The sequence below is a fragment of the Streptomyces sp. CB02009 genome (assembly GCF_001905825.1).
In the GTDB taxonomy this organism is placed as follows: domain Bacteria; phylum Actinomycetota; class Actinomycetes; order Streptomycetales; family Streptomycetaceae; genus Streptomyces.
The window spans coordinates 225,641-246,861 of sequence record NZ_LIVV01000009.1 but is presented as its reverse complement, the minus strand read 5'-3'; the positions used below and the strand labels follow the sequence as shown (position 1 = coordinate 246,861).

At 73.0% G+C, this 21,221-nt stretch carries 19 protein-coding genes; 12 read left to right on the top strand and 7 right to left on the bottom strand.

Features of this window, described 5'->3' with window-relative positions; genetic code table 11:
• Positions 1-6: 6 nt before the first annotated feature.
• Positions 7-789, top strand: coding sequence for an SDR family NAD(P)-dependent oxidoreductase (locus tag AMK27_RS31800; RefSeq protein WP_073916099.1), 783 nt, complete (start codon positions 7-9; stop codon positions 787-789).
• Between the two features lie 420 nt (positions 790-1,209).
• On the top strand, positions 1,210-1,494 hold the full coding sequence (locus AMK27_RS31795) for a DUF7848 domain-containing protein (RefSeq protein WP_073916098.1): 285 nt from the start codon (positions 1,210-1,212) through the stop codon (positions 1,492-1,494).
• Between the two features lie 92 nt (positions 1,495-1,586).
• Here the strand turns inward: AMK27_RS31795 and AMK27_RS31790 are convergent, their stop codons facing one another.
• The 5 genes from AMK27_RS31790 to AMK27_RS31770 all read right to left on the bottom strand — a co-directional run bounded on the left by AMK27_RS31790 (position 1,587) and on the right by AMK27_RS31770 (position 7,560).
• The gene (locus tag AMK27_RS31790; protein WP_073916096.1) at positions 1,587-2,438 is read right to left on the bottom strand and encodes a DMT family transporter; all 852 of its coding nucleotides are present in this window, start codon (positions 2,436-2,438) and stop codon (positions 1,587-1,589) included.
• Positions 2,435-2,929 carry a YbaK/EbsC family protein gene (locus AMK27_RS31785; RefSeq protein WP_079188653.1) on the bottom strand — a complete coding sequence of 165 codons (495 nt, stop codon included), beginning with the start codon at positions 2,927-2,929 and terminating at the stop codon, positions 2,435-2,437. Before AMK27_RS31785 ends, AMK27_RS31790 begins: the two co-directional genes overlap by 4 nt.
• A 56-nt stretch (positions 2,930-2,985) precedes the next feature.
• Positions 2,986-4,632, bottom strand: coding sequence for a penicillin-binding transpeptidase domain-containing protein (locus AMK27_RS31780; RefSeq protein WP_073916093.1), 1,647 nt, complete (start codon positions 4,630-4,632; stop codon positions 2,986-2,988).
• A gap of 99 nt (positions 4,633-4,731) precedes the next feature.
• Positions 4,732-5,655 (bottom strand): serine hydrolase, encoded by a 924-nt coding sequence (locus AMK27_RS31775; protein WP_073916092.1) that lies wholly within the window; start codon positions 5,653-5,655, stop codon positions 4,732-4,734.
• 150 nt (positions 5,656-5,805) lie between these two features.
• Complete coding sequence (locus tag AMK27_RS31770; protein WP_073916090.1) at positions 5,806-7,560, bottom strand: dolichyl-phosphate-mannose--protein mannosyltransferase; 1,755 nt, start codon at positions 7,558-7,560, stop codon at positions 5,806-5,808.
• 52 nt (positions 7,561-7,612) lie between these two features.
• Between AMK27_RS31770 and rsmI the strand changes: the two genes are divergently transcribed.
• The 7 genes from rsmI to AMK27_RS31735 all read left to right on the top strand — a co-directional run bounded on the left by rsmI (position 7,613) and on the right by AMK27_RS31735 (position 14,734).
• Positions 7,613-8,500 carry a 16S rRNA (cytidine(1402)-2'-O)-methyltransferase gene (rsmI, locus tag AMK27_RS31765; protein ID WP_189833481.1) on the top strand — a complete coding sequence of 296 codons (888 nt, stop codon included), beginning with the start codon at positions 7,613-7,615 and terminating at the stop codon, positions 8,498-8,500.
• Positions 8,501-8,639: 139 nt separating this feature from the next.
• Positions 8,640-9,059 carry a hypothetical protein gene (locus AMK27_RS31760; protein ID WP_073916087.1) on the top strand — a complete coding sequence of 140 codons (420 nt, stop codon included), beginning with the start codon at positions 8,640-8,642 and terminating at the stop codon, positions 9,057-9,059.
• A 132-nt stretch (positions 9,060-9,191) separates the two neighbouring features.
• Complete coding sequence (locus AMK27_RS31755) at positions 9,192-10,061, top strand: TatD family hydrolase (RefSeq protein ID WP_073916085.1); 870 nt, start codon at positions 9,192-9,194, stop codon at positions 10,059-10,061.
• Between the two features lie 71 nt (positions 10,062-10,132).
• Positions 10,133-11,413: a resuscitation-promoting factor gene (locus AMK27_RS31750; protein WP_073916083.1), complete on the top strand. Its 1,281-nt coding sequence runs from the start codon at positions 10,133-10,135 to the stop codon at positions 11,411-11,413.
• Positions 11,414-11,545: 132 nt separating this feature from the next.
• Entirely contained in the window at positions 11,546-12,418 is an 873-nt protein-coding gene (gene rsmA / locus AMK27_RS31745) for a 16S rRNA (adenine(1518)-N(6)/adenine(1519)-N(6))-dimethyltransferase RsmA (RefSeq protein WP_073916081.1), read from the top strand.
• Positions 12,415-13,320 carry a 4-(cytidine 5'-diphospho)-2-C-methyl-D-erythritol kinase gene (locus AMK27_RS31740; RefSeq protein WP_073916079.1) on the top strand — a complete coding sequence of 302 codons (906 nt, stop codon included), beginning with the start codon at positions 12,415-12,417 and terminating at the stop codon, positions 13,318-13,320. Before rsmA ends, AMK27_RS31740 begins: the two co-directional genes overlap by 4 nt.
• Positions 13,321-13,432: 112 nt before the next feature.
• The gene (locus AMK27_RS31735; protein ID WP_073916076.1) at positions 13,433-14,734 is read left to right on the top strand and encodes an acyltransferase family protein; all 1,302 of its coding nucleotides are present in this window, start codon (positions 13,433-13,435) and stop codon (positions 14,732-14,734) included.
• A gap of 10 nt (positions 14,735-14,744) precedes the next feature.
• Here the strand turns inward: AMK27_RS31735 and AMK27_RS31730 are convergent, their stop codons facing one another.
• Complete coding sequence (locus AMK27_RS31730) at positions 14,745-15,158, bottom strand: PIN domain-containing protein (RefSeq protein ID WP_073916074.1); 414 nt, start codon at positions 15,156-15,158, stop codon at positions 14,745-14,747.
• Positions 15,155-15,427, bottom strand: coding sequence for a CopG family transcriptional regulator (locus AMK27_RS31725; RefSeq protein WP_073916071.1), 273 nt, complete (start codon positions 15,425-15,427; stop codon positions 15,155-15,157). The genes AMK27_RS31730 and AMK27_RS31725 overlap by 4 nt, the downstream gene beginning before the upstream one ends.
• Positions 15,428-15,519: 92 nt before the next feature.
• On the opposite strand from AMK27_RS31725, the gene AMK27_RS31720 reads away from it, so the two are divergent.
• The 3 genes from AMK27_RS31720 to AMK27_RS31710 all read left to right on the top strand — a co-directional run bounded on the left by AMK27_RS31720 (position 15,520) and on the right by AMK27_RS31710 (position 21,179).
• Positions 15,520-17,325, top strand: coding sequence for an ABC-F family ATP-binding cassette domain-containing protein (locus AMK27_RS31720; protein ID WP_073916068.1), 1,806 nt, complete (start codon positions 15,520-15,522; stop codon positions 17,323-17,325).
• Positions 17,326-17,437: 112 nt separating this feature from the next.
• On the top strand, positions 17,438-19,309 hold the full coding sequence (locus AMK27_RS31715) for an outer membrane protein assembly factor BamB family protein (protein ID WP_073916066.1): 1,872 nt from the start codon (positions 17,438-17,440) through the stop codon (positions 19,307-19,309).
• A 13-nt stretch (positions 19,310-19,322) separates the two neighbouring features.
• Positions 19,323-21,179: an outer membrane protein assembly factor BamB family protein gene (locus AMK27_RS31710; protein ID WP_073916063.1), complete on the top strand. Its 1,857-nt coding sequence runs from the start codon at positions 19,323-19,325 to the stop codon at positions 21,177-21,179.
• Positions 21,180-21,221: the final 42 nt, after the last annotated feature.

Genomic DNA, 21,221 nt, shown 5'->3' with positions numbered 1-21,221 from the left:
GGGCGCATGGACCTCAGGGAACGCTTCGGCGGATACGCGGTACTGATCACGGGCGCGGCGCGCGGCATCGGCGCGGCGACGGCGCGACGGCTCGCGGCGGAGGGCGCGAGGGTCCTGGTCACGGACGTGGACGAGGCGGCGGCACGGAAGACGGCCGAGGGGATCCCGGGCGCGGAGCACCGGCACTGCGACGTGGGCGACCAGTCGTCGGTCGACGGGGCGACGGCGTACGCGGTGGAGGCCTTCGGGCGCCTCGACGTCCTCGTCAACAACGCGCTCGGCCCGGTGGAACCCGACCGGGCCCGCTTCGAGGACGAGCCGGACACGGTGTTCGCCGTCCAGCACGACCTGACCTTCATGGGCGCGGTCCGCTGCTCCCGCGCGGCACTGCCGCATCTGGCGGCGGCCGGCGGGCGAGGGGCGATCGTGAACATCGGCTCGGTCAACGCCGAGACGGACTTCGGCAACCACGCCTACAGCGCGGCGAAGGCGGGCCTGGCGTCGCTCACCCGCACGCTCGCGGGCGACGCGGCGGCGCGCGGGGTGCGGGTGAACCAGGTCAACCCGGGGACGATCGCGACGACGGCGTGGTCGGGCAAGGACCGCGAACTGAGGACCCTGGCCGACCGGGTCTACCCCCTGTCGCGGGTGGGCGCCCCGGAGGACGTGGCGGCGGCGGTCGCCTTCCTGGCCTCGGCGGACGCGTCCTGGATCACGGGCACGGTACTCCGCGTGGACGGCGGCCTGCTGGCGGTGAACACGCACTTCGCGGAGGTACTGGGGGACTGAGGGGGCGGACGCCCTGCGGTGGTCCGCGGTTCCGCCCGGGTGCCGGGCCCTCCTTCCGTCCAGGCCGGGTCGTGCCGCGCACGCCCTCTCCCCGGCCTGCTTTGGGCCCGGACTCGGGGACGCCGAGGGGGAGTTCGCACTTCTTGCGTTCTTCCGGTGCGGGTGGGCATGCTGTGACGGCGATCACGTGCCGTATCTCGACCGCAACGGTGAGTTGATCTTGCTGGTCCGTACGAGAAACAGCAAGGCCCCCGCGACCGCGCGACCGGCCGGGGCGAGACCACCGCTTCGAAGGAGCGTCGACGTGAGCATCCCTGGCGTCCGCCGTGCCGGCCCGGTCCGCCGGCTGTTACCGCCCCCGCCGGGCCGCCGCCCGGCCGTACGGGCCGTCGCCGCCCCGGCGGCGGGGGGTGGGGCGAGGTGAGCGCGGCGGGGGCGTACCACCGGACCGCCCGGCGGCCCCGGCTCTGGGCGTTACGGCCCGACCGGACGGGCAGCGGGACCGTCACCGAGGCCGAGTGCACCACCTGCCTCGACGGCTCCGGCGCGGCGGACGACGGCCGCGGGCCCGCCGTCTGGTGTCTGTCCCACGCCCAGGCCACCGGTCACACCGGCTTCCGCCGCGTCCGTACGGACTTCTTCCGCGCGTCCTGGGACGGCCCGGCCCCCGGTGCGGGCGCGGGCGTGGGTGTCGGCGTCGGCTGACGCCGCCCGGCCGTCACCGCGGGGCCCGTCACCCGGTGCCTGCCCAGGCCGCCCCGTCACCCGGCGCCCGCCCGTCACACCGGCCGCCCCCGTCACCCGGCGTGCAGCATCAGTCCGATGCCCGCCGCCATCAGGCCCGCCGCCGCGACCCTCGGGGCGCCGAAGCGCTCCTTGAAGAACAGTGCTCCGATGGCCGCGCCCACGATGATCGAGGACTCGCGCAGCGCCGCGACCGGGGCCAGCGGCGCCTTCGTCTGGGCCCAGAGCACCAGGCCGTACGCGGCCACCGACAGGGCCGCGCCCAGCAGACCCCGCCCCGCGTGCGGGCGGAGCTGGGGGAGCAGGGCCGCCCGGCGGGTCCAGAGGGCGTACGCCGGGATCGCCAGGCCCTCCAGGATCATCAGCCACGCGATGTAGCCCAGGGGCGTGCCCGAGGCGCGGACGCCGACCCCGTCCACCACCGTGTACAGCGCGATCGCCAGGCCCGTGGCGCCCGCCGCGAGCAGTGCCGGCCAGTGGGGGCGCTGCCCCTTGCCCCGGATGCCCCACAGGGCGAGGCCCGTCAGGCCCGCGCACGCCACCGCGACGCCCAGCAGCTGCCAGCCGTCCGGGATCTCGTCCACGAACACCGCCGCGAGCGCCGTCACGGCCAGCGGGGCCGTACCGCGCGCGATCGGGTACATCTGGCCGAAGTCGCCCAGCGAGAACGAGCGCATGAGCAGCACCATGTAGCCGACGTGCAGCAGCGCGGAGGCCCCCAGGTACGGCCAGGCCTCCGCCGCGGGCAACGGCACGAAGAGGGCCGCGGCCAGGCCGATGAGGGCGCCGCCGCCGGATATCAGCGTGAACGAGACCAGCTGGTCCTTGATGTGGTGCGCCAGGGCGTTCCAGCTCGCGTGCGTGACGGCGGCGACCAGGACGGCCAGCGTGACGAGCGGCGTCACGCCGTGGGCTCCCGGACGTCCACCAGGGTCGCGCCGGCGTGCGAGACCAGCGACTTAGGGTCGAGGGCGAACACCGTGTGCGGGTTGCCCGCCGCCGCCCACACGAGGTCGTGGTCGAGCAGGCCCCGGTCGGCGAGGACCCGGGTCCGGGTGCGGTGCCCGAACGGCGGGACGCCCCCGATCGCGTACCCGGTCGTCTCCCGGACGACCTTCGCGTCGACCCGGGTCACCTCCCCGGCGCACAGCTCCCACCGCACCCGCTCGACGTCCACCCGCGAGGCGCCGTCCATCAGGACGAGGACCGGGACCCCGTCGGCCGCGAAGACCAGGGACTTCACGATCTCCGACACCGCGCAGCCGATGGCCTCCGCGGCCTGCTGCGCGGTGCGGGTCTCGTGCGGGAAGCGGCGGATCTCGACGTCGAGCCCCAGCTCCCGGAGGGCGGCGGCGAACTGGGGGTGGGCGAGGGCGGTGCTGTCGTCAGCGGTCATGGCCCGCACGCTAGCGTTGGTTGTACGGGCCATGCGACCGGGTTCCGAGGGGTGGGTCAGCCGGCCGCCAGCACCTTCGCCACCACCGTGCCCGCCGAGTCGCCGCCGTGGCCGCCCTCCTGGACGACCGCGGCCGCCGCGAGGTCGCCGGAGTAGCCGGTGAACCAGCTGTTGGAGGTCTCCTGCTCGTCGACCTCGGCGGAGCCGGTCTTGGCGCCCTTCGGGGAGGCGAGCCCGGACATCGCGCGGAGCGCGGTGCCGTCCGGCGCCGTCGCGGCCGCGGTCATCATCGTGCGCAGCCCCCTGGCGACCTCGCGGGAGAGCGGTTCGGCCGTGGCGAACTCACGGTCGTCGAGCTCCCGCGCCACCAGGTAGGGCTGGAGGAAGCCGCCGTTCTTCACGGTCGCGGAGAGCGAGGCGACGTTCAGCGCGCTCATCGTGATCTTGCCCTGGCCGATGTACGAGGCGGGAGTCTCGCTGCCGGCCGACTCGGGCACGCTGCCGTCCGATGCCGTCACGCCCACCTGCCAGACCTGGCCTATGCCGAAGGAGTCGCGGGCGGTGTCGCCGAGGGCGGTGTCCGCGATGCCCTTGTCGCTGAGCTTGCTGATCGCCTTGATGAAGGCGGTGTTGCAGGAGCGGCGGAAGGCCGCGGTGAGGGTGCCGTCGCTGATGCTGAACTTCTTGAGGTTCTGGAAGGTCGTGCCCCTCGACAGGACGGTGGAAGGACACTCGACCTTGGTGTCGGGCGTCGCCAGCCCGTTCTGCATCATCATCGCCGCCGTGACGATCTTCATCGTCGAGCCGGGGGCCTGGGCTCCCTGGAACGCCACGTTGAACTCGGTGGCGGGGCTGTTGGCGACCGCCAGGACCGCGCCCGTCGACGGCTCGATCGCGGCCACCGAGGCGCTCCCGTACCCCTTCACCGCCTTCTCGGCCGCCGCCTGGACGCCCGCGTCGATGGTGGTCCTCAGCGTGCCCGGCTTCCCCTTCGACAGGACCAGGAGGGGGGAGTCGGGCACGGACTCGCTGCCCGAGTCGATCCAGGTCTCGACGCCGCTCTCGCCGCCCGCCTTCGCCCCGTACCGCTGGCGCAGGGTGTCCAGGACGGGTCTCAGCGAGGGGTACTTCGCGGCCGTCAGCTCCGTGCCGTCCCGGTCGACCGCCTTCACGGGGGCCGTCTTCGCGACCCCCGTGCGCAGCGTCGCCCCGGCCGTGAGCAGCTTCGGGTGGAGCACGGACGGCGCCCACTTCACCAGGGCCCGGCCGGTCGTCTGCCCCCGGACGACGGTCAGCCGGGAGGTGTACGACCAGGGCTTCGACACGTTCTCGTAGGTGATCACGGCCTTCACCGTGAACGGCACGGTCGTCCCGGTCGGCGTCCCCGGCGTGATCACGGCCTCCGAGACGCGCGCCCCGTCGTGGTAGGCGGCCACCGCCGGCCCCGCCGCGACCGGGTCGTTCGTCAGCTGCCCGGCCTTCTCCGGCTCCCCGGCGGCCCAGGCGGCCAGGAAGTCCCGCGCGGCCGTGGTGACCTCCTCGTCCGTGACGGGCCCGGTCCTCGGCGCCTGGGCCGAGTTGGACCGCGGTGAGGTCTCCCCGCCCATCACGCCGTTCCAGAGGTTGTAGCCCCCGTATCCGACTCCGCCCGCCACGACGACGAAGACTCCCCCGACGACGGCGACCTTGGCTCCACTGCGCATGGCTGCGCTCCCCTCCCCGTGTGAACCCACGAGTCAAGCAGCGCCCCATGCGTGTGTCGAGCACCTTCCGGCCTCTCCGTCACACAGGCCGGTCGGGAGTCAGCCCTGGGGGACCTTGATGTGCGCCTCCGCGGGCGGGAGCGGCGGCGTGTAACGGGACTCGGCCTTCGCCGTCGGGGTCAGATCCCGGTGGATCGCCCGGGAGACGGCCTGGATGGTGTTCACCCCGTACGTCATGGAGCTGTTGCCGTCGGTGAGCACGGTGATGGTGTAGTCGTGGCCGCCGCCCTGGAACGCGCCGATGCTGTGCACACGCCAGCCGCGCGTGGCGCGCTGCAGCCAGCCGTTCTTGACGTGCACGCCCACCGAGGAGGGCGCGCCCGCGGGGGTTCCCCACTTCTGCGAGGTGACGACGCGGCCCATGAGCTTGAGGATGTACGCGCGGGAGTTGTCGCTGAGGACGGTGTTCCTGGCGGTGATCAGGGAGAGCAGCCGCTGCTCGTCGGTGACGTTGATCCGGGTGAGCCCCCAGTACCCGCCGGACCCCGGCACCGTCCGGGTCATGCCGGCCGCCGCGAGGAAGCCCTTCACCTTGGTGACGCCGAGCTGGTTCCACAGGGAGGTGGTGGCCGCGTTGTCGGACTTGGTGATCATGGCGGTGGCGAGGGTGGTCTCGCGCGAGGTCAGCTGCCGGTTGGTCTTCTTCGCGTCCCAGAGGAGCGTGGCGAGGACGGTCACCTTCACGACGCTGGCCGAGTCGTACGAGGTCGTCGCGCGCAGCGTGCACGTGGTGTTCGTGGTGCGGTCGCGCAGGCCGACGGCGACGGTTCCGGCGCGCGAGGCGAGCGCGGCGGTGATGTCGCGCTGCAGCTTGGCGGCGAGCCCCGGCTGGCTGGAGGTGCAGCTGACCTGCGGCGCGGTCGCGGCGGCGGCGGGCGCCGCGCCGGCGACGACGGGTACGAGCATGCCGACGGCGGCCGCGGCCGTGAGCACGCGGCCGCGCACGGATATGTGGTGAGTCATGTGGGTCCCCCTGGAAACGAAGCGCACGCGCGTCCGGCGCGCTCGCCCTGTACGACTCCTGAGCGGGCGGATGGTTGTACGAATCCGCCGCAGACAAGCGAGAGGGCGCGACCACCGGTCGCGCCCTCTCGCGTGCGATTCCCCCCCCGGCTACACCCAGGTGTCGAGCCACATCCGGTTCCGCCATTGGTCGAGCGGAATGGGAGTGCCGGTGTAGATGGGCCAGAAATAGATGAAATTCCAGACGATGAGCAGAACGATGCAGCCCGCCGCCACCGCGCCGAATGTGCGGCGCCGTTCCGACGAACCCGCGGGGCCGATGATCGCGCCCAGCATCATCGCCACCGCCAGACACAGGAACGGAACGAAGACCACCGCGTAGAAAAGGAAGATGGTGCGTTCCTGGTAGAGGAACCAGGGGACCCAGCCGGCCGCGATGCCGCAGGCGATCGCGCCCGCGCGCCAGTCGCGGCGGAAGGCCCAGCGCCACAGGATGTACAGGATCGCGAAGCAGGCGGCCCACCACAGCAGCGGGGTGCCGAGGGCCAGGACCTCCGCCGCGCACTTCTCCTTCGCGGAGGCCGGGCAGCCGCCGGTGCCGGGCGCGGGGGACTCGTAGAAGTAGGAGACCGGGCGGCCGAGGACGATCCACGACCACGGGTTCGACTCGTACGTGTGGGGCGAGGTGAGGCCCACGTGGAAGCTGTAGACCTCGGACTCGTAGTGCCAGAGGCTGCGCAGCCACTGCGGCAGCCAGCCCCAGGTGCCGCCGCCGTCCAGCTTGTCCTGGTCGGCGGCCCAGTTCCGGAAGTAGCCCTTGTCACTGACGATCCAGCCGGTCCACGTCACCAGGTAGGTGGCGATAGCGACCGGGACGACGGACACGAACGCCGGGACCAGGTCCTTCTTCACCACCGCGAGGTACGGGCGGACCGCTCCCGCCGTCCGGCGCCCGCCGACGTCCCACAGCACCGTCATCAGGCCGAAGCCCACCATGACGTAGAGGCCGTTCCACTTGGTCGCCGCCGCGAGGCCCAGCATCACACCGGCCGCGATCCGCCACGGCCGCCATCCCAGGCGCAGGGACTCCGCGATCTCGGCGTCCGGCCGCAGCACGCCCTCCTCGTCCTCCGGGAGCGCGCCCGCGAGCCGCTTCCTGGTCCGGTCGCGGTCCAGGACCAGGCAGCCGAAGGCCGCCAGGACGAAGAACATCAGCACCTGGTCGAGGAGCGCCGTACGGCTCATCACGAAGTGCAGTCCGTCGACGGCGAGCAGCAGACCCGCCAGACAGCCCAGGAAGGTGGAGCGGAAGAGCCGCCGGCCGATCCGGCACAGCATCAGGACCGACAGCGTGCCGAGCAGCGCCACCATGAAGCGCCAGCCGAACGGCTCGAAGCCGATCAGCTTCTCGCCGGCGCCGATGACCCACTTGCCCATCGGGGGATGGACGACGTAGCCGGGATCGGTCGGCACGAGGACCGCGCCGGGGTCGCTGAGGACGGTCTTGTCGATGTCCTTCGGCCACGCCCCCTCGTACCCCTGGTTGATCAGCGCCCAGGAGTCCTTGGCGTAGTACGTCTCGTCGAATATCACCGCGTTCGGCTTGCCCAGGTTCCAGAACCTGAGCAGCCCCGCGACCGCCGTGACCAGGAGCGGACCGCCCCAGGCCATCAGCCGCCACAGCCGCTCGGACCGGTCGGGGCCGATGCCGAGCAGCGACATCACGCGCTTGGACGGGCGGACGTACGAGGGGACGAGCCGCTCCCGCAGCCCGATGGGGGCGGCGCGTCCGGCGGGCGGCGCGTAGCCGAAACGCCGGAGCCGCTGGTGCCACGGAGAGGGCTCTGCCACGGGCTCTGCCATGGGGTGCTGGCCTTCCATGGCCTCGGGTGCGGTACTGGTCACCGCGCCATCGTAGGGAACGCGCCTGTGCGCGTCGCCTCTCCGGGCTGGGAGGATGGGGCGTGTGACAGGAACGCTGGTACTCGCAGGGACCCCCATCGGCGACATCGCGGACGCTCCGCCCCGACTCGCCACCGAACTGGAGAACGCGGACATCGTGGCCGCCGAGGACACCCGGAGGCTGCGCGGACTGACGCGTGCCCTGGGCATCCACACGACGGGCCGCGTCGTCTCCTACTTCGAGGGGAACGAGTCCGCCCGTACGCCGGAGCTGGTCGAGGCCCTGGTCGGCGGGGCGCGCGTGCTGCTCGTCACCGACGCGGGCATGCCGTCCGTGTCCGACCCCGGCTACCGGCTCGTCGCCGCCGCCGTCGAGCAGGACATCAAGGTGACGGCCGTCCCCGGCCCGTCCGCCGTCCTCACCGCGCTCGCCCTCTCGGGCCTGCCCGTGGACCGCTTCTGCTTCGAGGGCTTCCTGCCCAGGAAGGCGGGCGAGCGCCTCGGCCGGCTCCGCGAGGTCGCCGACGAGCGCCGCACCCTCGTCTACTTCGAGGCCCCGCACCGGCTCGACGACACCCTCGCCGCGATGGCCGAGGTCTTCGGCGCCGAGCGCCGCGCCGCCGTCTGCCGCGAGCTGACCAAGACGTACGAGGAGGTCAAGCGCGGCCCGCTGGCCGAACTCGCGGCCTGGGCGGCCGAGGGCGTACGGGGCGAGATCACCGTCGTCGTCGAGGGCGCCCCCGAGACGGGACCGGCCGAACTCGACGCCGAGGAGCTGGTGCGCAGGGTGCGGGTGCGCGAGGAGGCGGGCGAGCGGCGCAAGGAGGCGATCGCCGCGGTCGCCGCCGACGCCGGGCTTCCCAAGCGCGAGGTGTTCGATGCCGTGGTGGCGGCAAAGAATGCGGCTGGACCGGGCCCCGGAAACGGTAAAGGACTAACCTGAAAGGCAAAGCCGAACCCGGCGCGGAGACCCGTCACAGGGCTCTTGGCAAGGGAACTGCCAAATGCCTTCCATGGTTCGACCCGTGCTGATGCGCTCCGGCCCGAAAAGGCGTCCACTGGATCAGTGGAGAGGAGCTGGAATGTCCGAGATCACCGGCACCGGCATATCCGTCGCCCATGAGGCGTACGCCTTTGCCTGCATGCGCTGTGGATACGGCTGGGAGCAGGCGTACGAGATCGAGCACCACGTCGACGCCGCAGGCCACAATTTCGTCGTCTACAAGGCCGACGGGGAGCGGGTTCCGTCCCCGCTGTCCAGCCCCACCTGTATGAACTGCGGCGGTCACGTCGTCCGGATCATGCGTGCGGGGCAGGTGTCGTCGGTGCTGGACCTGATCGCCGCGACGGAGAAGCACCGGCGGGGATCGAAGGAGACCAAGCCCGTCTCGCCGGCCGGACCCATCGGCCAGGAGCTGACCGAGGACGACTCCGAGCAGCCGCCGGTGCCGCACCACTGGCATCTGTCCGACCTGCTGCACCCCTTCCGGCGCCACCCTTAGCCCCGGAGCGCCGCCCCTAGCCCCGGCGCCACCCCTAGCCCCGGAGCGTCCCCCCCGGGCCGGGTGCCGGACCGGACCGGGACCGGCATATCCACGCGCGTCGGCACTCGTGACCCTCGTACGATCGGGGTCATGAGTGCCAAGGACGCCCCGCCGCCGCTGCCCGAACCCCTCCTCGTGGAGGTCGCGGACTCGCACACCCACCTGGACCTCCAGTCCGGGACCGTCGAGGAGGCGCTGGTCAAGGCCGCCGCCGTCGGAGTGACCACCGTCGTGCAGGTCGGCTGCGACGTGAAGGGCTCCCAGTGGGCCGCGGAGACCGCCGCCGCACACGAGCACGTGCACGCGGCCGTCGCCCTGCACCCCAACGAAGCGCCCCGGATCGTCCTCGGGGACCCCGACGGGTGGTCCCGCCAGGGCGCCCGCCCGGGCGGCGGCGAATCCGCCCTCGACGACGCGCTCACCGAGATCGACCGGCTCGCCGCCCTCCCGCACGTCCGCGGCGTCGGCGAGACCGGCCTCGACTTCTTCCGCACCGGCCCCGAGGGCATCGCCGCGCAGGAGCGTTCCTTCCGCGCCCACATCGAGATCGCCAAGCGGCACGGCAAGGCACTCGTCATCCACGACCGCGAGGCCCACGCCGACGTGCTCCGCGTCCTGGACGAGGAGGGCGCCCCCGAGCGGACCGTCTTCCACTGCTACTCCGGCGACGCCGCCATGGCCGAGATCTGCGCCGCCAAGGGCTACTACATGTCCTTCGCCGGCAACGTCACCTTCAAGAACGCCCAGCACCTGCGCGACGCGCTCGCCGTCGCCCCGCTGGAACTCGTCCTCGTCGAGACCGACGCCCCCTTCCTCACCCCGGCGCCCTACCGCGGCCGCCCGAACGCCCCGTACCTGATCCCGGTCACCCTCCGGGCCATGGCCGAGGTCCGCGGCATCGACGAGAACGAGATGGCCGAGGCGATCGCGGTGAACACGGCCCGCGCCTTCGATTACTGATCCATAACGGTTACGTGTCGTAGCCGGTTCACCGCACCGCGTGAGGGGCGCGCGGGTAGGGTCCCGGCCTCGTGAGCACTTCCCAGGGCAGTCACCGCGCCGGACGGCGGGCCGCGCCCCTGCCCGTGCACGAGCAGCCGACCCAGGCCGCGCCGCTCGTCGTCCCCGCCCCGGGGGCCGGGCCGGGCCTCGTCCCCGGGCAGGGCTCCCGTGCCGGGGCCCGGCGGGCCGCCCGCCGCCGCAAGGCCTCGGGGCCCGCGGGGGAGGGGCTGCGGCGGCTCGTCCCGCAGGCGCTCGTCGTCGCCTTCCTGGCCGGCGGCACCAGTGCGTTCGTCGCCGACGACAAGGCCGTCCGGCTCTCCGTCGACGGCGTCCCGCGCACCCTCCACACCTTCGCCGACGACGTCGGGGAACTCCTCGCCGACGAGGGCGTCGCCGTCGGCGCCCACGACATCGTCGCGCCCGCCCCCGCCGAGGCGCTGGCCAGCGGCGACGAGATCGTCATCCGGTACGGCCGCCCCGTCGCCCTCACCCTCGACGGGCAGCGGCGCCAGGTCTGGACGACCGCCCGGACCGTCGAGGGCGCGCTGCGCCAGCTCGGGGTCCGCGCGGAGGGCGCGTACCTCTCGGTCTCCCGCGGCGCCCCCATCTCCCGCGGCGGGCTCGCCCTCGACGTGCGGACCGAGCGGACGGTCACCTTCCTCGCCGACGGGCGCGAGCGGACCATCCGGACGAACGCCGCCACCGTCCGCGAGGCCCTCACCGAGGCCGGGATCACCCTCTCCGCGCAGGACGCCACCTCCGTCGTCCCCGACTCCTTCCCGCGCGACGGCCAGACCGTCACCGTGCTGCGGATCACCGGCACGAAGGTGTCGCGCGAGGAGTCCGTGCCGTACGCCGTGGAGCGGACCCGCGATCCCGAGCTCTTCGTCGGCACCGAGGTCGTCGACCGGCAGGGCGCGGCCGGCGTCCGCCGCGTCACCTACGGCCTGCGGACGGTCAACGGCGTCGCGCAGCGGCCCCGGCGGCTCGGCGAGGAGATCGTCCGCGAACCCGTCAGCCGGCGGGTCCGGGTCGGCACCCGGCCCATGCCCACCTCCGTCGCGGGCGCCGACGGCCTCGACTGGGGCGCGCTCGCCGCCTGCGAGTCGGGCGGCCGCCCGAACGCCGTCGACCCCTCGGGGACGTACGGCGGGCTCTACCAGTTCGACCCCGGCACCTGGCGCTCCCTCGGCGGCAGCGGCGTCGCCCAGAACGCGCCCGCCGCGGAGCAGACCTTCCGGGCGAAGAAGCTGTACGTGCAGCGGGGGGCGAGTCCGTGGCCCCACTGCGGACGGCGGCTGCACGGGTGAGGCGGAGGCGGCGCGAGGCGGAGTGGGGCGCGGCGGGACGGGACGGAGTGAGGCGGGGGCCGGGCGGGGCCGGGCGGGGCGGGGCGGGGTCGGTCGTAGGACCGCCCCGCGGGTGCCCCGTAGGCTGTACCGGTGAGCACCACCACCGGCCCCGAAAGCCCTGACGCCCTCCTCGGCCCCGCCGACATCCGTGAACTGGCCGCCGCCCTCGGCGTGCGCCCCACGAAGCAGAAGGGCCAGAACTTCGTCATCGACGCCAACACCGTCCGGCGGATCGTCCGCACGGCCGAGGTGCGGCCCGACGACGTGGTCGTGGAGGTGGGGCCCGGACTCGGCTCCCTCACCCTGGCCCTCCTGGAGGCCGCGGACCGGGTGACGGCCGTCGAGATCGACGACGTGCTCGCCGCCGCGCTGCCCGCCACGATCGCCGCCCGCATGCCCGCCCGCGCCGACCGCTTCGCGCTCGTGCACTCCGACGCGATGCAGGTCCAGGAGCTGCCGGGCCCGGCGCCCACCGCGCTCGTCGCGAACCTGCCGTACAACGTCGCCGTGCCCGTCCTGCTGCACATGCTGGAGCGGTTCCCGAGCATCGAGCGGACCCTCGTCATGGTCCAGGCCGAGGTCGCCGACCGGCTCGCCGCCAAGCCGGGCAACAAGGTGTACGGCGTGCCGTCCGTCAAGGCCAACTGGTACGCGGAGGTCAAGCGCGCCGGGTCCATCGGCCGCAACGTCTTCTGGCCCGCGCCGAACGTCGACTCCGGTCTCGTCTCCCTCGTCCGCCGCACCGAGCCGCTGGCGACCACCGCCACCCGGCAGGAGGTCTTCGCGGTCGTCGACGCGGCCTTCGCGCAGCGCCGCAAGACCCTGCGCGCGGCCCTCGCCACGTGGGCCGGCTCGCCCGCCGCGGCGGAGGAGGCCCTGGTGAAGGCCGGGATCTCGCCGCAGGCCCGCGGCGAGGGGCTGACGGTGGAGGAGTTCGCCCGGATCGCGGAGGCGAAGGCGTGACCGCCGCGGCGGGCGTCACCGTCCGCGTCCCCGCCAAGGTCAACGTCCAGCTCGCGGTGGGCGCCGCCCGCCCCGACGGCTTCCACGACCTGGCCAACGTCTTCCTCGCGGTCTCCCTCCACGACGAGGTCACCGCCACCCCCGCCGAGACGCTCACGGTCACCTGCGAGGGCCCGGACGCGGACAAGGTGCCGCTGGACCGCACCAACCTGGCCGCGCGGGCCGCGGAACTGCTCGCCGCCCGGCACGGCATCGCCCCCGACGTGCACCTGCACATCGCCAAGGACATCCCGGTCGCCGGCGGCATGGCCGGCGGCAGCGCCGACGGCGCGGGCGCCCTGCTCGCCTGCGACGCGCTGTGGGGCCTGGGCTCCTCCCGCGAGGAACTCCTGGAGATCTGCGCCGAACTCGGCAGCGACGTGCCGTTCAGCCTGGTCGGCGGGGCGGCGCTCGGGACCGGGCGCGGCGAGAAGCTGACGGGGCTGCGGGTCGGCGGGGTCTTCCACTGGGTGTTCGCCGTCGCCGACGGCGGGCTGTCGACGCCGGTGGTGTTCGGCGAGTTCGACCGGCTCACCGAGGGCACCGAGGTCCCCGAACCGGCCGCCTCCCCGGCCCTCCTGGACGCCCTGCGCGCCGGGGACACGACCGCGCTCGCGGCCGCCCTCGCCAACGACCTCCAGGCGGCGGCGCTCTCCCTGCGCCCCTCCCTCGCCGGGACGCTGGCGGCCGGCACGGAGGCGGGCGCGCTCGCGGCCCTGGTCTCGGGCTCGGGCCCGACGACCGCGTTCCTGGTGAAGGACGCGGAGTCCGCGGAGACGGTCGCCGCCGCCCTGACCGCCTCGGGCACCTGCCGCACCGCACGGGTGGCGACCTCGCCGGCGCCGGGGGCCACGGTCCTCTAGAGCCTTTCGCCGATCAACCCGGTGTGACCGGCACGCTCGACGTCCGTACTCACGCGCCGGCTGAGTATCAGCGCCCTGTCGGGCGCGAGGCCGTCCGCGGGAGCGTACGGGCATGGGAATCAGCGCGCGTGAGCTCGCCGCCGCAACGCCGGCGAGCCGGGACCGGTACGTCGATCTGCTCCGGGTCGCCTCGCTCGCCGTCGTCGTGCTCGGGCACTGGCTGATGGCGGCCGTCACCACCGACGGGCAGGTCGGGAACCTGCTCGCCGTCGTGCCCGGACTCCAGGTGGTGACCTGGCTGTTCCAGGTGATGCCGGTGTTCTTCTTCGTCGGCGGCTTCTCGCACGCCCTCGCCCACCGCTCCCGCCCGCAGTACGCGGCCTTCCTGCGGGCCCGGCTCCAGCGGCTGCTGCGGCCGACGATGGTCTTCACCGGCGTCTGGGGCGCCGCCGCGCTCGTCCTCCAGCTGTCCGGGGCGGACGGAGGGCTCACCGGGGTCGCGCTGCGGCTGGTCACCCAGCCGCTCTGGTTCATCGGGATCTACCTGGCGATGGTCGCGTTCACCCCGCCGCTGCTGCGGCTGCACGAGCGGTGGGGCTGGGGCGCGTTCGCGGCCCTCGCCGGCGGCGCGGTCGCGGTGGACGTGCTGCGGTTCGCGGCGGACGTGCCCTTCGTCGAGTTCCTGAACTTCGCCTTCGTGTGGCTGGCGGTCCACCAGCTCGGGTTCCTCCGCGCCGACGGCATGATCCGCCGGCCCGCCGTGCTCGCCGGGGCGGGCCTGCTCGGCGCGACCGCGCTCGTCGCCCTCGGGCCGTATCCGCTGTCGATGGTGGGGATGCCCGGCGAGAAGGTGTCCAACATGGCCCCGCCGACCCTCGCCCTGCTCTGCCACGGCCTGTGGCTGGTCGGCGCGGTGGAGCTGCTCCGGGGGCCCGGGGCGCGTCTGGTGGCCCGCGCCCCGGTGTGGCGTGCGGTGGTCGCCGCGAACGGGATCGCGATGACGGCGTTCCTCTGGCACCTGACGGCGATGCTGGGGGTGTACGGGGCGATGCTCGGCCTCGGTGCGGAGCCGCCCGCCCCGGCGAGCGGCGCCTGGTGGGCGCAGGTCCCCCTCCGCTTCCTCGCGGCGGGCCTCCTCACGGCGCTGCTGGTGGCCGCCTTCCGCCGCTTCGAGGCGCCGGTTCCGGCGGTCCCGGCGACGGGCGGGGGCGGCCCGGTGGCGGCGGTCGGCATCACGCTCGCGCTCCTCGGCGTCCTCGGCCTCTCCCTGACGGGCTTCGCGGGACTCCTCGACGGTCACTCGGCCACCCTGATAGCCGTCCCGGTCACGGCCCCGGCGGCCGTCGGCCTCGCCCTCGCGGGCTGGCTCCTGGTGGAGAGGGCGGGACGGCACCGGTCCGGGGACGGTGCCTGAGCTCGCCGTCTCAGATCGCGATGACGGTGGCCCGACCGGCACAGAGGACCATCAGGTCCTCCGGGTCCGAGGTGAGCACGGTGACCGGACCGGGGGCCGCGAGAGCCGTCGCCGCGACCATCGCGTCGATGGCGTGCTTGTGGCCGTGCAGCCCGTTCGCGGCCAGGAGGGCGGCCGCGCCGCGGGCGACGGTGTCCGTCACGGGCTCGATGACGAGACGTGACAGGGTCCATTCCAGGGCCGCGCGATTGATGCGCGGGTGCATCACCTCCACCAGCGTGGCGGCGCTCGTCACGACGCGCAGGTCGTCGGCGCGGGCCAGCGCGAGCCAGCCGGTGACCTCGCGGTCACGCAGCACGGCCTTGGCCAGTCCCTCGCTGTCGAGGACCAGCGTGCCGCCGGGGGCGGCCTCCGCACGGGTCACGCGGCGCTCGCCCCGGTCGGCCCCGTGCCGTCCTGCTGCTCACGGGCCCGGCGCAGCTGTTCGCGCCGTGCCTGGATCTCCTCGTCCGTGACCGGTCCGTGCTCGGCCTCGGCCACCGCGATGAGTTCGTTGAGATCGTCCCGCTCTATCTGCCGGGCGACAGCCGCCGCCACATAGGCGGAGAGTCCCGAGGGCCCGCTGCGGGCCCGTGCGGCCTCCGCGATGTCGCGCGGCATGCTGATCGAGTACTTCTGAGTAGGCTCGGTCATGCTACTCATGCTACCGCTGGTACTACCCGTCGGCGCGGTGTACGCGGCAACGTACTCTGGGAGATCGATCGATCCCCCGTACAGGAGTCAAAGTGGCCGTCAATCTGGTCAATGTCGAGGCTGTCAGCAAGGTGTACGGCACCCGTGCACTGCTCGACGGCGTCTCGCTCGGCGTCTCCGAGGGGGACCGGATCGGCGTCGTGGGCCGTAACGGCGACGGCAAGACCACCCTCATCCGGATGCTCGCCAAGCTGGAGGAGGCCGACACCGGCCGGGTCACCCACAGCGGCGGGCTGCGCCTCGGCGTGCTCACCCAGCACGACTCGCTCGACCCGAAGGCCACCATCCGGCACGAGGTCATCGGTGTGATGGCCGACCACGAGTGGGCCGGCAGCGCCAAGATCCGCGACGTGCTCACCGGGCTCTTCGGCGGGCTGGACCTGGCCGGCTTCGAGAACGGCCTCGACACCGTCATCGGCCCGCTCTCCGGCGGCGAGCGCCGCCGTATCGCGCTCGCCAAGCTGCTCATCGAGGACCAGGACCTGATCGTCCTCGACGAGCCCACCAACCACCTCGACGTCGAGGGCATCTCCTGGCTGGCCAAGCACCTCCAGGAGCGCCGCTCCGCGCTCGTCTGCGTCACCCACGACCGCTGGTTCCTCGACCAGGTCTGCACCCGCATGTGGGACGTGCAGCGCGGCGCCGTCCACGAGTACGAGGGCGGCTACTCCGACTACGTCTTCGCCCGCGCCGAGCGCGAGCGCATCGCCGCCACGGAGGAGTCCAAGCGGCAGAACCTGATGCGCAAGGAGCTGGCCTGGCTGCGGCGCGGCGCCCCCGCCCGCACCTCCAAGCCCCGGTACCGCATCGAGGCCGCCAACGAGCTGATCGCCGACGTGCCGCCGCCGCGCGACACCTCCGAGCTGATGAAGTTCGCCAACGCCCGGCTTGGCAAGACCGTGTTCGACCTGGAGGACGTGACCGTCACCGCCGGTCCCAAGACCCTCCTCCAGCACCTCACCTGGCAGCTCGGCCCCGGCGACCGCATCGGCCTCGTCGGCGTCAACGGCGCGGGCAAGACCTCCCTCCTGCGCGCCCTCGCCGACGCCGCCGTCAGCCAGGGCGAGATCCAGCCCGCGGCCGGCAGCGTCACCGTCGGCAAGACCGTCCGGCTCGCGTACCTCTCCCAGGACGTCACCGAACTCCCCGGCACCCTGCGGGTCCTGGAGGCCGTCCAGCAGATCCGCGACCGGGTCGACCTCGGCAAGGGCCGCGAGATGACCGCCGGGCAGCTCTGCGAGCAGTTCGGCTTCTCCAAGGAGAAGCAGTGGACGCCCGTCGGAGACCTCTCCGGTGGTGAGCGCCGCCGCCTCCAGCTGCTCCGCCTGCTGATGGACGAGCCGAACGTCCTCTTCCTCGACGAGCCCACCAACGACCTCGACATCGAGACCCTCACCCAGCTGGAGGACCTCCTCGACGGCTGGCCGGGCTCCATGGTCGTCATCTCCCACGACCGGTTCTTCATCGAGCGCACCACCGACCGGACGCTCGCGCTGCTCGGCGACCAGACCCTGCGGATGCTGCCCCGCGGCATCGACGAGTACCTGGAGCGGCGCCGGAAGATGATCGAGGCGTCCGTCCCGACGCCCGCCGCCGCGCCCGCGCAGCCGAAGCCGGGCGTCTCCGCCGCCGACAGCCGCGCCGCCAAGAAGGAGCTGCAGAAGGTCGAGCGCCAGCTCGACAAGCTTTCCGACAAGGAGGGCAGACTGCACACGCGGATCGCCGACAACGCCACCGATTTCGAACTCGTGGCGAAGCTCGACGCGGAGCTCCGGGAACTCGCGGGTGAACGCGAGGAATTGGAGATGCGCTGGCTCGAACTGGCCGAGGACGCATAACGAGGGCATCACAGGCCGGTCCTCCCTTGGGTACAAGGGGCGGACCGGTCGCTTTTGCGCCGAGGCGTGAGTGGTAGAAAGAAAACCCGCTCACGTCAAGGGGGAACTGCTGATGACCCAGCCGCCCAGCAACCAGCCGCCGGGGGGCTTCGGAGCTCCCCAGGATCCGAACCAGGGCCCGCACCAGGGCACGCCGCCCGTCCCGCCGCAGGCACCGCAGACTCCGCCGCCGCCCGCCGGCCCGCCCGGGGTGCCCCCGAGCGCGCCGCCCGCCGCGCCGGGCCCGTACGGCCAGCAGCCGCAGCCCGGTTACGGATACCCGCAGCAGGGCCAGCCCGGTCAGCCGGGCCCCTACGGCCAGCCGGGCCAGCCCGGCCCGTACGGCCAGCAGCCGTACGGCTACCCGCAGCAGGGCCAGCAGCCCGGCTACGGCCAGCCCGGTCAGCCCGGACCGTACGGCCAGCAGCAGAACCCCTACGGCGGGTACCCCACCCAGCCGGCGTACCAGGGCGCCCCCACCCCGCCGTCCTCCGGCGGCGGCCTCAAGGGCCGCACCGGTCTCGTCGCCGCGATCGCCGCGGGCGCCGTCCTGGTGGCCGCCGTCACCACCTGGGCCGTCGTCGGCGGAGACGACGACAAGGACCCGGTCGCCGGACCGACCGCCACCGCGAGCTCCTCCTCCGGCGCTCCCGCGCCCACCGAGTCGGTGGACAAGGGCGACGGCTCGGGCGACGGGTCCAAGGGCGGCGGCGACGACCTCAACGCCGGCCGCCAGGCCGGCGAGGCCAAGGTCAACTGGCTGCTCCAGAACGACGTCGACCTGCCCCGCAACGGCGCCGACGTCCTCGGTCCGTGGATCGTCGGCGACACCGTCGTCAAGGCCATGTACAAGGGCGTCTCCGGCTACAACCTGAGCGACGGCGCCCCGAAGTGGCACGTCGACGTGCCGTTCGAGCTGTGCGCCGCGCCCGCAGAACCCTCGGCGAACGGCGTCATGGTCTTCGCCTACGCCGAGAGCGCCAAGGACGGCGCCAAGTGCACCTCGCTCCAGCAGATCGACCTGAAGACCGGCAAGGCCGGCTGGAAGAAGGCCGTACCGAAGCCCAAGGGCCTCTTCGCCTTCTCGGACAACACGCTGTCCATCAGCGGCAACACGGTGACCGTCTCCGGCACCAGCAGCTCCTACGGCTTCTCGCTGACCGACGGCAAGCAGCTCTTCACCGGCGCGACGACCGGCTGCAAGCCCTTCGGGTACGCCGGCGGCAGCAAGCTGATCGCCGCCGTGGACTGCCCGTCGGGCAGCACCACCAAGAAGATCCAGGGCGTCAGCCAGGTCGACCCGAACACGGGCAAGCCCAAGTGGACCTTCAAGCTGGAGGCCGACTGGGAGGTCGACCGGGTCTACTCGGTGGATCCGCTGGTCGTCTCCGCCACCCAGCGCGAGCAGAAGAAGTGGACCATCTTCGCGCTCAACGCCAACGGTTCGCTCCGCTCGCAGATCCAGGGCGGCAAGGACAAGTTCGCCCCCTCCTGCGGCGGCGGGTTCGTCATCTTCGGCAAGAACCTCCAGGGCTGCACGGGTGTCGCCGCCGACGCGAACACCTTCTACATGGCCACCGAGACCTCGTACGGCACGCCCAACGAGGTCGTCGCCTTCGACCTGAAGAACGGCAAGGCCAAGTGGCGCTCCAAGGCGCCCGGTGAGCAGTCCATGATCCCGCTCCGCATGGAGGGCGGCCAGGTCCTGGTCTACGTGGACCCGTCGTACGACAAGGGCGGCGCGGTCGCGACGATCGCCCCCACCGGCGGCGCACCGAAGACCGTGCTCCAGCACCCGGCGTCGACGGCCCAGGTCGAGAACAACTTCTACAGCCCGGGCTACGCGTACGGCGCCGGCACCTTCGTCGTGGCGAGCGGGCGCGTCTCCGCGTCGAACGACAAGGAAGAAAAGCTGGTCAAGACGATGATGGCCTTCAGCAAGTGAGGTACACGGACCGATGACGCAGCCACCCCCGCCGCCGAACCAGCCCCCGGACCCGCAGGGCGGCTTCGGCGCGCCGACGCCGCCCCCGCCGCAGCAGCAGCCGGAGGCCGGTTACGGCTACCCGCAGCAGGCCCCGCAGCCGGAGCCCGGTTACGGCTATCCGCAGCAGGCGCCGCAGCCGGACCCGGGATACGGGTACCCGGCCCAGCCGCCCACGCAGCAGCAGCAGCCGTACGGCTACCCGGCCCAGCCGCCCACGCAGCCGCAGCAGCCCTACGGCGCCGGCTACCAGCAGCCGGCCCAGCCCCCGTACGGCTATCCGCAGCAGCAGCCCTACGGCGGGTACCAGCAGCCCGCCACGGCCGCGGCTCCGGCCGTGGCGCCGGGCGGCGGCAAGAAGCTGTCGGCGCAGCTCCAGATCGTGATCGCGGCGGTCGTCGCGGTCGTCCTGATCATCGGCGCCGGCATCTGGTACGCCAACTCCGGTGACGGCGGCGGCAAGGGCGACGAGTCCAAGGGCACCGGCGGCGCCTCGCAGGGCGCCGACGGCGGGACCGGCGGCAGCCAGGGCGTCGGCGGCGACGGCAAGGAGAAGGCGGGCGGGAACACCAAGGCGAAGGTGGCGTTCCAGCTCGACGTGCCGAAGGTCCCCGACACCACGCCCGTCGCGGGCTCGTGGGTCACCGACAAGGTCTTCGTGAAGACCGGCGTCAACTCGGTGGTCGGCTACGACCTCGACAAGGGCACCGTCGTCTGGACCCTGCCGCTGACCGGCCAGGTCTGCGGCGCCTCCCGGCACATGACCGACGACCACAAGGTGCCGATCCTCTTCGAGGCGTCCAAGCGCGTGGCGCCCCGGTACTACAAGGAGTGCACCGAGGTCGGCATGGTCGACCTCGACACCGGGAAGCTGGTCTGGTCGACCTCCGTCACCGGCGGGGCGGCCGGCGACGGCAAGGTCCGGTTCGGCGAGGTGACGCTCAGCGGCAAGACGGTCGCGGCCGGCGGTCTCGACGGCGGCGCCGCCTTCGACGCGGCCAACGGCAACCCGCGGTGGAAGCCGCAGGCCAACGACCAGGGCTGCTACGACATGGGGTACGGCGGCGGCGAGGGTCTCGTCGCGGTCCGCAAGTGCGGCACGTACGACGCCCAGTACGTGATGATCCAGAACCTCGACCCGGTGTCGGGCGCCCCGCTCTCGCAGTTCAAGATGCCGACCGGCGTCAAGTACGCCTCGGTGGTCTCCACGAAGCCGCTGGTCGTCGCGGCCGACGTCGGCGACAGCGCCGGCGACGGCAGCGGCATCTCGGACTTCTTCTCCCTGGACGAGAAGACCGGGAAGCTGAAGGCGAAGATCACGGCGGACGCCGACCAGTACGCGGCCCGCTGCCGTTCGACCAAGGTCGAGGCCTGCACGCAGGCGCTCGTCGGCAACGGCCGGCTGTACGTGCCGACCGAGGAGCACGAGGGCTCCACCGGCGAGTTCGGCGACGAGACCAACGAGGTGATCGGCTTCGACCTGGCCACCGGCAGGACGGTGCCGGAGAAGGCGGACGCCGGCGACAAGTACACGCTCATCCCGCTCCGCATGGACGGCGGCGACCTGATCGCGTACAAGGAGCCCCCGTACGACAAGGGCGGGCAGATCGTGTCCATCCACGGGGGCACGATGAAGGAGACCCTGCTCCTGGAGAACCCGTCGGACAAGGTGAACCGGGAGAAGGAGAACAGCTTCTCCATCAACGGCGCCGAGTTCCTCTACGAGGACGGCCGGCTCTTCATCTCGTCGGTGAACGTGAGCAAGGCGCGCGAGTCCGCCTCGGCGTACGACAAGCGGTACCTCGCGGTGGCGTACGGCACCAAGGGCTGACGCCGCGCCGCGAAGGAGACGAGGAGGGCCTCCCCGGGATCC

Excerpts from the sequence above, each read along its gene's own strand:
- AMK27_RS31800 (WP_073916099.1), top strand. The coding sequence starts at position 7 with ATGGACCTCAGGGAACGCTTCGGCGGATACGCGGTACTGATCACGGGC.
- AMK27_RS31785 (WP_079188653.1), bottom strand. The coding sequence starts at position 2,929 with ATGACCGCTGACGACAGCACCGCCCTCGCCCACCCCCAGTTCGCCGCC.
- AMK27_RS31780 (WP_073916093.1), bottom strand. The coding sequence starts at position 4,632 with ATGCGCAGTGGAGCCAAGGTCGCCGTCGTCGGGGGAGTCTTCGTCGTC.
- AMK27_RS31775 (WP_073916092.1), bottom strand. The coding sequence starts at position 5,655 with ATGACTCACCACATATCCGTGCGCGGCCGCGTGCTCACGGCCGCGGCC.
- rsmI (WP_189833481.1), top strand. The coding sequence starts at position 7,613 with ATGGGGCGTGTGACAGGAACGCTGGTACTCGCAGGGACCCCCATCGGC.
- AMK27_RS31760 (WP_073916087.1), top strand. The coding sequence starts at position 8,640 with ATGTCCGAGATCACCGGCACCGGCATATCCGTCGCCCATGAGGCGTAC.
- AMK27_RS31755 (WP_073916085.1), top strand. The coding sequence starts at position 9,192 with ATGAGTGCCAAGGACGCCCCGCCGCCGCTGCCCGAACCCCTCCTCGTG.
- AMK27_RS31735 (WP_073916076.1), top strand. The coding sequence starts at position 13,433 with ATGGGAATCAGCGCGCGTGAGCTCGCCGCCGCAACGCCGGCGAGCCGG.
- AMK27_RS31725 (WP_073916071.1), bottom strand. The coding sequence starts at position 15,427 with ATGACCGAGCCTACTCAGAAGTACTCGATCAGCATGCCGCGCGACATC.
- AMK27_RS31715 (WP_073916066.1), top strand. The coding sequence starts at position 17,438 with ATGACCCAGCCGCCCAGCAACCAGCCGCCGGGGGGCTTCGGAGCTCCC.
- AMK27_RS31710 (WP_073916063.1), top strand. The coding sequence starts at position 19,323 with ATGACGCAGCCACCCCCGCCGCCGAACCAGCCCCCGGACCCGCAGGGC.